Genomic DNA, 12,206 nt, shown 5'->3' with positions numbered 1-12,206 from the left:
TTCGGCAAGGAGCCCGATGCCCGCGCGGTAGCGGCGCCAGGCCTCGCTCCGTATGAGCAGGGCCAGGTGCGTTGCGGGAAGCTCGCCGTCGTGGAGGTGGTCGTCGAGCGAATGGAGCAGCATGGCCATGGCCTGGAGGGCGGCCGCGCGTTCGAGCGCTCCGTCCGGGGCGCGGTACGGGGCCGCGGACGAGGAGTGTATATGGGCCAGCACCGTGTAAGAGGGCGCGTGGAAATTTCGGAAGTAGTCGGGCGCGCCTTCGCGAAGGGCGGAGCAGTAGCGCATGAGGAGCAGGGCAGCGTCGGTGCGTTGGGACGGCGGAAGCGCGCGGCAGAGTTCAGGTATAGCGGCGTTGACCATGGCGTTGACTCGAAGGGCTACGCCGGAGGGCGCGACCGTACCGAAGCGGAGCGAGTCGGCGACTGATACAAGGGGCGAGTCGTGGCTGGAGTCGGCGGATCTCATGGGTGGCGCTTCAGCCCGGACGCGGGAGGATGTGCGCGGCGAAGGCACGCGCCGACGGCGTTTTCCGGATCGAGCGACGAAGCGACGGCGGCGGAGAAAGTCATTCGCGGATGATGAAGTATTTCTTGTAGTTGGAATGCACCCTGCCGTAGTACTCGGCGAGGTCCGGATTGCCGGCGAGCGAATAGTAGGAGTACAGCAGGTACGATGTCTTGATGATGTAAATGTTGATATCACGGCCCTTGAGGCCCTTTGAAATCTCGCACTTTCCCTTTTTAACCATCTCGTGCGCCAGCTTGAGGTGCTGGATGAAATTCTGGATATCGGCGGCGAAATCGGGGTTGTTGGCGGCAAAGCAGTTGCGGATCTTCACCTCGTCGAGGCTTCCCGACATCAGGAGGTATTTCTTGAGCAAGCGCATCGAGTTGCTCACCGAGGCCTTGTTGACCGCCTCTTTGAAAAGGAGCTCGAACTTCTCGAAGGCGGCGAGTTTTTCCTGGTACGAGTCGGGCTCGATGCCGTGCATCATTTTATACATGTTGAAGGCGATCGTCTCGACCTCCTTGCAGTCGGTGTCCGAGTCGATGAGTTCCTTGAGCTTGTTGTAGTTGTTTGGGTTGCGGTCGAGTATCTTGGTGTAGAGCGCGACGCCCTTGAGCGCCTCCATGTAAATTGGCAGCGTCGCCGATGAAAAGTTGCCCTGGGTGTAGTTTTGCATCCCCTCAATGATCATGGACGACTGCGCCGTGAGGAGCAGCGCGTCCATGTCCGGGTTGAAGTCCTTGGACGAGCGCCTGCGCGGCCCGACGGATTCGATTGTGCGTACGGGCGGCGGCGGTGGGGCGGCAGCGCGGTGCTGGGGTTCGGGCCTGACCCCGCCCGCCTTCAGCTCGTCGGCGAAAGGATTGTCGAGGTCCACGTCGATGTCGAAGGAATTTAGGTCGAAGTCGCCCAATTGTTTATTGTCCCCGGCCATTCATTTATCTCTGTATGTACCGTTGTTTGCCCGCCCGGCGAAGTTTGCGACTGTACCGGTGAAGCATACAGCGGTACGGCAAAATGTCAATCCCTTTGCGGGCGCTTTTTATTCGGCGCATGCGCCCTCGTCGGCAACGTCGTAAACGAGGTCGAAGGTGATTAGGTTGGCGAGCAGGGCCCGAAGCGGCATACCGCGCGTCGTGGCGATGAAATGGGCGTCGGCGACGTCCCGGAACTCGTAATCGAAGGCGTCGCGGGCGACGATGCATCCCGAGTATTCAAGAGTATCAATGTGATAGAGTTTGATTTCCATTGCTTTTATTTCCCGTTTCAGTCTGTTAATCGGCCGCCGCCCCCTGCATCCTGCCGGAAGGACGGCGGTCCTGTATCCCGGCGATGGTCTGCTTCAGTAATATCCAGTCGTCGGTGACGTCATCGATGAGCATGCGCTTGAGCGGCTCGATGGCGCCGCGCTCCCCGATTTCGCCAGTAACAAGTATAGCACGCCGATACATCACGCCCATTGGAAAGCGTCCCGAGTGTATGCAAAGGGACGGCTACAGTTCAAGCATAATATGGCGCGGTTGACAGGGCTATGGCGGTCACTTGATGCAAAGCGGGTATGACATGGCGAAAAACAGAACATGGGGTTGCAACCCCTTGTTCGATGGCGCGGATGCGGAGTGTCGGAGCGGGGCGACCGCGAGTGCGCGCGTTTTTCTCTTGCATTTTCGGAAACACCGGCGTACGTTTTGTTATCTGATATTGTCCAACGCACGTCCGGCATTACGGGGCGCAAGGCGACATCGATTGGCGCGGCGTGTACGGCCGGATGCAAATCACGATGATCAGACCGGAGGAGGCAAAATGAAAATCGCAGCAATCGAACTGTACCATGTTTCCGTGCCGCTTAAAGAGACGTTCTGGCCCACCTGGATCCCCGGCTACCCGCAGACGCACAACCGCTTCACGCTCATCAAAATCGTCACCGACGAGGGGATCGAGGGCTACTCGGCAGGCTCGGCCATGGGCAAGGAGCGCGAGGGGCTGGGCGACCTTTTGGGGGGTTATCTGATCGGCGCCGACCCCACTGATATAGACCGCGTGCAGGATTTATTGAAACAGGCCGGCTATCTCGGCTGGCGCAACTTCTGGATCGAGCCCGCGTGCTGGGACATCATCGGCAAAAAGGAAGGGAAGCCCGTCTATGAAGTGCTGGGCGGCGCGGCGCGGCCCGTGGAGGTGTACTGCTCGACCGGCGAGATGCGCGACCCGTACAGGCGCGTGGAACAGTTGCAGGCTATGGCGGCGCGCGGCTTCAAGACCGCGAAGCTCCGCGTGAAAAACAAAGAGCTGAAGGACGACATTCGCCACATCGAGGTTGTCGCGAAGGGAATAGGTAAAAAGATGCGCCTGGGCGTGGACGCCAACCAGGGCTGGCCCGTGTCGATCGTGGACCGCGTGCCGAACTGGGATTTGAACAGGGCGAAGGAGTTCGTGCGCGCCTGCGAGGCGAACGGTATCGAATGGCTGGAGGAGCCGCTCGATTCGCGCGACTACGACGGCAACGCCGCGCTCAAGCGCTTTGCGAAAAAGGTGAAGATCACGGGCGCGGAGCTCAACTATGGCTGGGACGAGATCAAGATCATGCTCGAAAAGGACTGCTTCCACGTTTACCAGCCCGATGCCGTCTTCGCGGGCGGGATCGCCCAGGTGATGAAGGTGATCAAGGCCTGCCGGGAGAAGAAACGCGAGTTCACGCCGCACACCTGGACCAACGGAATCGGCTTTTATGTCAACTGGAACCTGCTGCTCGCCGACCCCGGGAACAAGCATCTGCTGGAATATCCGCTCGAGGAGCCGTCGTGGATTCCCGAGTTCCGTGAGGGGATCATTGCGCCGATCCTCCCCGACCGCAACGCTATGATAGCCCCGTTCACACGGCCGGGTCTGGGCTTCGAGATCGACAAAAAGCTTCTTCGTAAATACGGCACGCGCTTCTTCAAGATGACTGAGCTTGGCCTCAAAATAAAGGTGATACGCGAGAAGGGTCTCAGGGCTGCGCTCGACCTGAAAAAGCGGAAGGAAGGCGGGGAGTAAAAGGCGCGGGCTCTGCGCTCACGAACAGCGCGCGAGCGCCTCGCCCACGGCCCCGATATGCCCCCGGATACGGCGTTGAGGTTACACATGCAACGCCGATCGCCGCGCGCGCCTTCTCAATGGGCTCACTCGCGGCCGACGAAGCTGTTGGCGGCCTTTTCCATCTCGTCCATCTTGTTCCTGATCATCTCGTTCAGGGTGTCCCTGGCCTCCATGCGAGCCGAGTGGTTGTGGTCGATGAGGTCTTCGGCGTTTTTGAGCGCGGCCCTGGCGCCGTCATCGAACGCCCTGGTGGAGGCCTTTACGAGATAGGTCTTGCTCTTGTTGTACTGCTCCGTCTCGTAGGTGAGGTACGCGTTGTACTGGCTCACGATGCAGACGATGTCCTTGAAAAAGCGGTTCATCCTGTTGAAGAACTGCGCGAAGGCGCCGATGAAGTCTTTCTCGCTTTTAACGTCGGCGTACACACCGTCGGACGAGGCCGCTATCCGAAAAAGCTGGGCACGTGTCGCGGGGTCAACTCCGAGCCCGATAATCGTCACTTCCGGGTCCGCGTCGCTCTCCTTGAGCTCGATGATCGACCTGATCGGGTCGCCGCCGCAGCTCTCCATCCCGTCGCTGATCAGTATGAGGTGGTTGTTATCGGCCTCGAAGCCCTTGAAATACCCGGCGACCTTTCCGAGTGCGAGCGCTATCGGCGTGGAGCCGCGCGGCGAAAGATCGGCGATGCGTTCCTTGAGCGCGGCCCTGTTAAGGCGTCCCACCGGCGCAACGATCTCGACGCTCTCGTCGCCGCAGTCGGTCTTGCCGTAGATGACGAAGCCGAGCTTCATGCCGGAGGGAAGCGCGTCGATATAGCGCGCCAGTATCTTTTTAGCGACGTCCATCCTGCTCGAGTCGCCCAACGGCTCGCGCATGCTGCCGGATATGTCGAGGATGACGAGCACGTTGTGCGGCCGTCCCAGCTTCAATAGATCCGTGGTGATGACGCCGCACTTGCCGCCGGCGGCGCTCTTTTTAAGCGCCTCGTTGACGCGCGGGTTGTGGCCGGTGGCGAGCTCGAGGTCGTCCGGAAAGCCGTCGTGGTCTGCGTCCTTCCCGAACGGGCCCGCGGCGTAAAGCGCTGCCGCGGCTACAAGCGGGAGGATAACCGCCGTCTTTATCGCGGTGGGAATGACCGATTTCATAGATGGTCTCCTTTCGTTCCATGGAATTATTTGGATGGAATCGCAACAAAGAATTCGCCTTATACCCGTACGCCCCAATCTCAGAATATAAAGACAACGTAGCAACCGTAGGTCATTATCAACGCTTCCATGTTCTTCCGTTCGACAACTTAAATCGAATGTATTTTCTTTCAGGAAATGAGCTATATATGCATGCTTTTGTTGAAAAATCAACCGCTCTTTTCGTCTGCTTGTGTAAAATACCAATCGCTATGAATGCTTCGCTTTTTCCCCCGCACAAATGGTTGATAATTTTAACAACCGGGCATACTATGGCGTAAGTCGGGCGGGTCCCCAGGCCCCCAACATCGAACACGAGGATGGGCCGATGGCTAAATCGACGAAAGGCACCCAGAAGTCTTCCGCGGCGAAGGGCCGTGGAACCACCAAAAAAGGCAAGGCCGCGGCCGCTCCGAAGGCCCCAGCCGCGCGAAAGGCGCCGCCGTTGGGCGATTCGGGCGGCAGGGCCCTCTATGTGCTCGCCATACTCGTGCTTCTGACAATCGCCGTCCTTCTCGTCGACAGGCTTTATTTTAAGCCTGGCACGCCGACTGAGAAGGACCGCCCCACCCCCCGGCAAGAAATCGCGGATGCCGACAAGAAAGAAGCGTCGAAAACCGCTGATGTGGAGAAAGAAGCGGACGAAAAGAAGGACAAAAAGGAGACAGTGCGCGAGGATAAAAAGCACTCACCGGGCGAAACGCTCGCGCCCACGCGTGAGGTTCGGCTCTACTTCCTTCGTTTCAACGAAAAGACAGAGAAGGTGGGCCTCGCGTACGCGCGCCGTACGATCCGGTCGGACGTTCCGCTCCTCGGCGCCATGCAGGAACTCGCGAAGGGACCGAGCCGCAAAGAGGAGCAGGCCGGAATGCTCTCGGCGCTCCCGGGAGGGCTTATGGTACGGAGCGTGGTGATCAGGAACCGGGTTGCCCATATCGATTTCAACGAGGCGCTCGAGCGTAACGCCGTGGGGAGCATACTCATGAACCGAATCGACCAGATCGTGTTCACCGCCACGCAATTCGAGGGCGTGGACGGCGTCGTGATCCGGATAAACGGCGCCGAACGCAAAACCATCGGGCCCGACGGCCTGGCCCTTGCCAGCCCGCTCACGCGCGCTCAGCACTGAGGAGACATCCATGCTCGAGGTCGAGATAAAGGCATACTGCGCCGATCCGGACGCCCTCCGCGCGCGGATCAAATCGCTCGGAGGGGCGCTCGAAGGCCCGCTCATCGAGGAGGATTCCTACTTTAACCATCCATCGCGCGACTTCGCGGAGACCGACGAGGCCTTCCGCATACGACGCACGCCGGAGGGCTCGGTCGTCACCTACAAGGGCCCGAAGATCGGCACAATCTCCAAGACGCGCTATGAGAACGAGGTCTCAATAGGAGACGCCGACGCCTTCGCCGAGGTCCTCGCGCGCCTGGGCTTCAGGCCAGTGCGCACGGTGAAGAAGCGGCGCGAGCTCTACGCGCTGGAGGGCGCGCACGTGTGCCTGGACAGCGTGGAGGGCCTGGGCGACTTCGCAGAGATCGAGATACTGAGCGAAGACCGCGAGGGGGCGGAAAAGAAGCTGTTCGGTCTCGCCGAAAAACTGGGTCTCTCGCGCTTTGAGCGGAGGTCGTATTTGGAGCTGCTGCTGGAAAAAAACGCGGCCCGTTGATGTGCGCGATAATTAAAACGCGACGATTTTATCAAAGGGGAGCCGCCGGCGGCTGAGAAGATTTAGACAAGCTCGGGGATTCCCCCTATCTCAACTTGAACCCCTTCGCGTCGAGGTCGCCGAGCACCTTTTTCTGCACCTTCTCGATCTCCTCGGGGCCAAGCGTGTGGTCGGCGGCGGCGAACACTACTTTGATTGAAACTGACTTTTTACCGGCGGGCACGGGATCGCCCTCGTAGACGGATACCACATCGGCGGTGCGCACCAATTCACGGCTGGATTTACGGATGGTCTCGATGATGTCCGCTGCGTAGGTGAACCGGTCCGCGAGCACCGAAAGCTCGAACGGGACCTCGGGGAAGCGCGGAAGCTCAGTAAAGGCGCGCCCGGTCTTCTTCGCTGCGAGGAGTGCGTCGAGGTCCAGGTCGAAAAGTGCGGCCGAACCGCGGATGTCGAAGGCCTCGCGCGAGGCGGGGTGCAGCTCGAAGACGAGGCCGGAACGGTCTTTTCCAATAAGTATCTCGAGCGAGCGCCCTGGATGCGCATAGGGCGGGAGGTCCTTGTCCGCGGGGAGCAGGCGCACACCGCTTACGCCGATCTGACCGAGCAGGTCGACGGCGATGGTGCGCGCCTCATAGAAGAGGGAAGTGTCCGCCTTCCTCCGGTACACGGCCCCGGTAACGCGGGTGTTCTCCAGTGCAAGCGCGGTTTCCGTGCGTTTTTCCTTCAAATATACGCGTCCCAGTTCATAAATTCTGAACGCGTCGTTATAGCGCTGGTTGAGTTCGATGTTTTTAACGAGATTCGGCACCAGGCTGCGGCGCAGGCGGTCCTGTTCCTGCGAGAGCGGGTTCCTGAGGCGGAGCTCGCGGTCCTCGTTCACCTTCAGGCGGTTGAGCAGGTCGTCGCCAACGAAGGAGTAGTTGCTCACCTCGATAAGATTATGGTTGCGGGAAAGGATTTGCTTTACGCGCCGCTCCATGGCCCGTTTTTCGTTGGCAGGCGGCGGTGCGCAGGGCACCATTGGCGCCTTCGGCGGGATGTTGTCGTAGCCGTAGATGCGGCCGACCTCTTCAACGATATCGTCGGGGATCGAGACGTCGCGCGTCGCCCGGTAGCCGGGAACGCCGATATCGAGTGAGCCCGCGTCACCCTTCAACTCGAAATCGAGGCTGGCGAGGATTTTCCGTATGTGCCCGTCATCGACCGGATGCCCGAGTTTTTTACGGATAAACTCCATGCTCGTCGCCACCCGCACCGGCTTCGCCTTGACGGGATACGCATCCACGATACGGCTCGAGGCCTCGGCCTCCGGAATGATCTGTTTGATGAGATCGAACGAGCGGATGATCGCCGCCTCGCAGAGCTCGGGGGCCAGCGACTTCTCGAAGCGGATGGCCGCCTCGGTGCGCAGTGCATAGCGCGCGGCGGTCTTGCGGATATATACGGGATTGAAGTTCGCGGCCTCCAGAACGATCTCGGTCGTGGTGTCGTCGATCTCGCTGTTGCCGCCGCCCATGACCCCGGCAAGGGCCACCGCGCCGTCGCGGTCGGCGATTACCACGTCCTCGGGGATGAGCTCATGCTCCTCGCCATCGAGAGTGGTGAGCTTTTCGCCCTTCGCCGCCATACGCACGATGATGGTGTCGCCGCGGAGCTTCTTGAGGTCGAAGGCGTGCATGGGCTGACCGATCTCCACCATTACGTAGTTGGTGACGTCGACGATGTTGTTGATGGGGCGCATTCCGATCGAGGTGACGGCGGCCTTCAGCCAGTCGGGCGACTCGCCGATCTTTATGTTCTTTATGGACAGCCCGCAGTACCGCGGCGCGCCTTCGGGTGAGTCGATCCGAACGTCGAAGGACGCGCCGGCGGGGAAGCCCTTGGCGATCGACATGTCCACCGGCCCCCTGTAGGCGCGTCCATAGAGCGAGGCGATCTCGCGCGCGAAGCCGGCGTGACTCCACAGGTCCGGACGGTGGGTGATCGACTTGTTGTCTATCTCGATGCGGGTGTCGCGCCACGCGGGAAAGAGCTCGCTCATCGTCGCGCCGAGCCTGGTGCCGGGCGGGAGTATCATGATGCCGGAATGGTCGTCCGAGAGGCCCATCTCCTTCTCCGAACAGAGCATGCCCGACGAGTCCTCGCCGCGGATCTTCGTCTTCTTTACGGTGAATTCCCCGCCGAACTTCGTGCCCACCGTGGCCAGCGCCACGATATCGCCCTTTTTGTGGTTGGGAGCGCCGCAGACCACGCGAAGCGTCCCGCTTCCTGTGTCCACGTCGCAGAGGGTGAGCTTGTCGGCGTCGGGATGCGGCCGTACCTCGATGAGCTTTGCGGCGATGATGGTATCAAGGTGCGCGTTAATGCGCTCCACGCCCTCGGTCTCGGCCGTGGACATGGTGAGCCGGAGCGCCACCTCGTCGGGATCGAGCCCGGAAAGATCAAGCATACGGGAGAGTATATTGAATGACAGCCACATGGGTGGACCTCGCTAAAATTGCCTTAGGAATCTGATGTCGCCGCTCAGGAAGTGGCGGATGTCGTTGATGCCATAGCGCATCATGACGAGCCGGTTCATGCCCAGGCCGAACGCGAAGCCCGACCACCTGTCGGGATCGATCCTGCCGTGGCGCAGCACGTTCGGATGCACCAGGCCGCAGGGTAAAAGCTCCACCCAGCCGCTCTGTTTGCAGACGCTGCAGCCCTTTCCGTCGCAGATGAGGCAGTGGATGTCGAGTTCGAAGCCGGGCTCGACGAACGGGAAGTAACCCGGCCGCAGCCGGATGGTGACCTCGCGTGCGAATATCTCTTTTAAAAGCACCTTCATGAAATAGATCAGATCGGCCACCGAGATGTCGCGGTCGACCATCATTCCCTCGACCTGGTAAAAGGTGTTTTCGTGCGATGCGTCCGTGGCCTCGTAGCGGAAGACGCGTCCGGGGCCGATTACGCGAAACGGCGGCTGGAGACGCTCCATGCCGCGCACCTGTATCGCCGAGGTGTGCGTGCGCAGGAGGTTGCCGTCCTCGGTCCAGAAGGTGTCCTGCATGTCGCGCGCTGGATGGTGCGCCGGGATGTTGAGCGCCTCGAAATTGTAGTAGTCGGTCTCGGCCTCGGGGCCGTCGAGTACGATAAAGCCCATGGAGGTGAAGATGTCCTCTATTTCGTACTGGATCTGCGATAGCGGATGCAACCGGCCGGGTTCGAACACGCGCGACGCGCCGGCCGAGGCCAGGGTGACATCGAGCCATTCCTCTTTCAAAAGCTCGTTGATTCGCGAGTCGAGGAGTTCGGCCTTCCTGCTCTCGATAAGGGCCTCGAGGGCGGCCTTGATCCGGTTGGATGTCTGGCCCACACGCGAGCGTTCCTCGGGCGAGAGCTCGCCAAGGGTGCGCAGGATGGCGGTGAGCTCGCCCTTGCGGCCGAGTACCCTTACGCGAATCGCTTCCAGTTCGTCGATTGATGGGGCCGCGGATATCTGTTGTGTCGCGGCGGCGCGGATTGCTTCGAGTTTTTGTTCCATAGGGCAACCGTTATATGCGAGGGTTTCCCGGCAGGCATTGCGCGCCGTTCGGGATACCACGGTTTACCGACGGCGGTGCAAAAGTCAAGGAAAAATGGAGAGAATGGAACCAACACGCGAAAACGCGGGTCAAAGCGGTATACTAAGCAGGGAGGACGTTCAAAATGACAAAAAGTAAACTCGTAACGGCGGTGGCTCTCGCGCTGTTTCTGGCGGGGGGACAGTCCCTCTATGCGCAGAAAGGCGATCGCGGCGGTCATGGCGGAATGCATCACAAGGATATGAAGGGCCACGGCTGTATGGTCGATGGATGCGGACCCTTCTACGGGGACCCCGCGCAAATGAAGACCACGCTGGGACTCAGCGACGACCAGGTGAACAAGATCGCCGCGATCAACCTGGAGTACAAGAAGCGCTTCCTCGACTACCGGGAAAAGATATCGCCGAAACACATCGAGCTCAAAAAGCTGCTCCTGGAGGACGCGGTTGATATCGGCGCGGCGCGCAAGGTGCTCAAGGAACTCGCCGATCTGCAGGTGGAAACGCGCGTTCTGCGCATTCAGCACCGTCTTGACATAGAGAAGCTCCTGACGAAGGAGCAGAAGACCAGGCTGCGGTCCGAGAAGCGGGGCATGGGTTCGAAAGCGGACTGCCCTTGTGAAAGCAAGATGAGGTAAGGGACACGGCCTTCGTCGCCGCGGGAGGGGTCTATTCCCGCGGCGGTGGCTTGCCATTCTCATTGATGAATGCTATACTGTGAATCAAGACTGACGGGACGCGGCGGAGAATCTGGTAATGACTGAACGGGAGTTCGGTGAGATGGTACGCGAGACAAAGGGAGTGGTGCTTTCGGCGATCGAAAAGCACCTCTCCGCGCGCTTTTACGGTGCCATCGACGATGTGGCGCAGGAGACCTACCTTCGCGCCTATCGTGCCCTGAGCAAGGATTCGTTCAGGCACGATTCCAGGCTCTCCACCTGGCTCTATACGATAGCGCGAAACGAATCGCTGCGCATGAGCGAGCGCCTCTCGCGCGAAGAGCAAAAGCGTGAACGCGTCCGCGCCGCGGTCGACCATCGCGAGCCGGATGATTTTACGCGGGGAATCCTGGAGCAGGACGAGATCGGCAGGATGAAGGATTCCATACGGGCCCTGCCGGAGAAGCTCCGCGCGGTGCTCGAGCTTTCGGCTTCCGGCCACGGTGAGGCCGAAATTGCAACGCAGCTCTCGATTCGCCGCGGAACGGTGAAATCCAGGCTATCGCGGGGGCGCGAGATGCTTGCGAGATCCATGAAGGGAGGTGAGTTGACATGAATGACACGAAGGCGGACGCGATCATGGGCGCGGAAATACGGCGCAGGTTGAACGACGACGGCTGGAATTACGAGATCGCGGGCAGGGTGCTCGCCCGCAGGAGAAAGACCGTGCGCTTCCGTGCATTCGCGGGCGCTTTCTCGGGCGCGGCGCTCGCCGCAGCGCTCGCGTTCTTCGCTATCCTGCCCGGTGCCGTCGATAGCGGTAACGGCACTCTGTACCTGTTCGTGAACGCACAGGTGGACGGGGCCTACGACGATGTATTCGCCGCAAGCCGGAAGCCGGACGCGGCGGCGACCGAGTTCGCCACGCTTGACGCCACCGACGCGTTCATAGACTCGGTGATGGTTGAGCGATAAGGCCGTGGATGCTCGGATTTTCGAAATGGTGAACCCGCAGGGACTCAGTACGCGGTCACCATCCGGTAGCCGCTGATTTTTTTGATGGATGTTTCCGCGTTGTACGCTACCGGGTCATCGAAGTAGTCTGAACCGTATCGATCGACCATTTTATCATCATCATCATCCCATTCTATTATTCCCACGCGATAAAAATAGATGCCGGGAGCCGGGGGGGTGTACGAGTAATCCCTGGTCGAGGAGCTGTCAAGGTTCTTGTAGGTGCCGTCTTCGCCAAAGCCGCTTTCATTTTCGAACCGGCTGGCAAGCAGGTCGTAATCGTCGTATTCATCGCGGGTCATGTATATCTCGAAACCCGCGAACGAGCTGACACCCGGGCCCTCGTCCCAGCGTATGGTCACCACTCCACCCGAATACTCCGCCTCGATCGAGAACGACGAGCGAGCGGTGATGGCGCCCTCTATATAATCCATGGTGTACGAACATCCCGCCAGGAGCAGCACCGCCGCCCCCGGCGCGAAACGCGGCAGCATCCCGTATAATCCTTTGCCTTTCATCCGCATTACTTTAC

The 12,206-nt window shown here is 60.1% G+C and carries 14 protein-coding genes; 6 read left to right on the top strand and 8 right to left on the bottom strand.

The annotated features are described in order from the left end of the window. The 4 genes from VLM75_06675 to VLM75_06660 form a co-directional block, all read right to left on the bottom strand. Positions 1-465: hypothetical protein (locus VLM75_06675; GenBank protein ID HSV96603.1), on the bottom strand; the 465-nt coding region annotated here is incomplete at its 3' end. A 100-nt stretch (positions 466-565) separates the two neighbouring features. After that, positions 566-1,441, bottom strand: coding sequence for a hypothetical protein (locus tag VLM75_06670; GenBank protein ID HSV96602.1), 876 nt, complete (start codon positions 1,439-1,441; stop codon positions 566-568). Between the two features lie 108 nt (positions 1,442-1,549). Beyond that, positions 1,550-1,756, bottom strand: a complete 207-nt coding sequence (locus VLM75_06665) for a hypothetical protein (GenBank protein ID HSV96601.1) — start codon at positions 1,754-1,756, stop codon at positions 1,550-1,552. Between the two features lie 25 nt (positions 1,757-1,781). After that, positions 1,782-1,967 (bottom strand): hypothetical protein, encoded by a 186-nt coding sequence (locus VLM75_06660; protein HSV96600.1) that lies wholly within the window; start codon positions 1,965-1,967, stop codon positions 1,782-1,784. Between the two features lie 343 nt (positions 1,968-2,310). On the opposite strand from VLM75_06660, the gene VLM75_06655 reads away from it, so the two are divergent. Further along, entirely contained in the window at positions 2,311-3,543 is a 1,233-nt protein-coding gene (locus VLM75_06655) for a mandelate racemase/muconate lactonizing enzyme family protein (protein ID HSV96599.1), read from the top strand. A gap of 125 nt (positions 3,544-3,668) precedes the next feature. Here the strand turns inward: VLM75_06655 and VLM75_06650 are convergent, their stop codons facing one another. Next, on the bottom strand, positions 3,669-4,730 hold the full coding sequence (locus VLM75_06650) for a VWA domain-containing protein (protein ID HSV96598.1): 1,062 nt from the start codon (positions 4,728-4,730) through the stop codon (positions 3,669-3,671). A gap of 367 nt (positions 4,731-5,097) precedes the next feature. Here VLM75_06650 and VLM75_06645 point away from each other — a divergent pair, with 367 nt between their 5' ends. Together VLM75_06645 and cyaB are read left to right on the top strand one after the other, a co-directional pair. Beyond that, entirely contained in the window at positions 5,098-5,898 is an 801-nt protein-coding gene (locus VLM75_06645) for a GerMN domain-containing protein (GenBank protein HSV96597.1), read from the top strand. Between the two features lie 10 nt (positions 5,899-5,908). Next, positions 5,909-6,436: a class IV adenylate cyclase gene (gene cyaB / locus VLM75_06640; protein ID HSV96596.1), complete on the top strand. Its 528-nt coding sequence runs from the start codon at positions 5,909-5,911 to the stop codon at positions 6,434-6,436. 85 nt (positions 6,437-6,521) lie between these two features. On the opposite strand, the gene pheT is transcribed toward cyaB, so the two are convergent. Then, entirely contained in the window at positions 6,522-8,918 is a 2,397-nt protein-coding gene (gene pheT, locus VLM75_06635; protein HSV96595.1) for a phenylalanine--tRNA ligase subunit beta, read from the bottom strand. A 12-nt stretch (positions 8,919-8,930) separates the two neighbouring features. Then, complete coding sequence (gene pheS / locus VLM75_06630) at positions 8,931-9,962, bottom strand: phenylalanine--tRNA ligase subunit alpha (GenBank protein HSV96594.1); 1,032 nt, start codon at positions 9,960-9,962, stop codon at positions 8,931-8,933. 164 nt (positions 9,963-10,126) lie between these two features. On the opposite strand from pheS, the gene VLM75_06625 reads away from it, so the two are divergent. From VLM75_06625 to VLM75_06615, 3 genes are all read left to right on the top strand, one after another. Then, positions 10,127-10,639: a Spy/CpxP family protein refolding chaperone gene (locus tag VLM75_06625; GenBank protein ID HSV96593.1), complete on the top strand. Its 513-nt coding sequence runs from the start codon at positions 10,127-10,129 to the stop codon at positions 10,637-10,639. A 118-nt stretch (positions 10,640-10,757) separates the two neighbouring features. Further along, the gene (locus VLM75_06620) at positions 10,758-11,276 is read left to right on the top strand and encodes a sigma-70 family RNA polymerase sigma factor (GenBank protein ID HSV96592.1); all 519 of its coding nucleotides are present in this window, start codon (positions 10,758-10,760) and stop codon (positions 11,274-11,276) included. Further along, positions 11,273-11,635: a hypothetical protein gene (locus tag VLM75_06615; protein HSV96591.1), complete on the top strand. Its 363-nt coding sequence runs from the start codon at positions 11,273-11,275 to the stop codon at positions 11,633-11,635. Before VLM75_06620 ends, VLM75_06615 begins: the two co-directional genes overlap by 4 nt. Before the next feature lie 44 nt (positions 11,636-11,679). On the opposite strand, the gene VLM75_06610 is transcribed toward VLM75_06615, so the two are convergent. Further along, positions 11,680-12,168 carry a hypothetical protein gene (locus VLM75_06610; GenBank protein ID HSV96590.1) on the bottom strand — a complete coding sequence of 163 codons (489 nt, stop codon included), beginning with the start codon at positions 12,166-12,168 and terminating at the stop codon, positions 11,680-11,682. Positions 12,169-12,206: the final 38 nt, after the last annotated feature.

The organism is Spirochaetota bacterium, from assembly GCA_035477215.1.
Lineage (GTDB): Bacteria > Spirochaetota > UBA4802 > UBA4802 > UBA5368 > MVZN01.
Note: the sequence above shows the minus strand (reverse complement) of the source record. Positions and strands in the feature narration are given on the sequence as shown.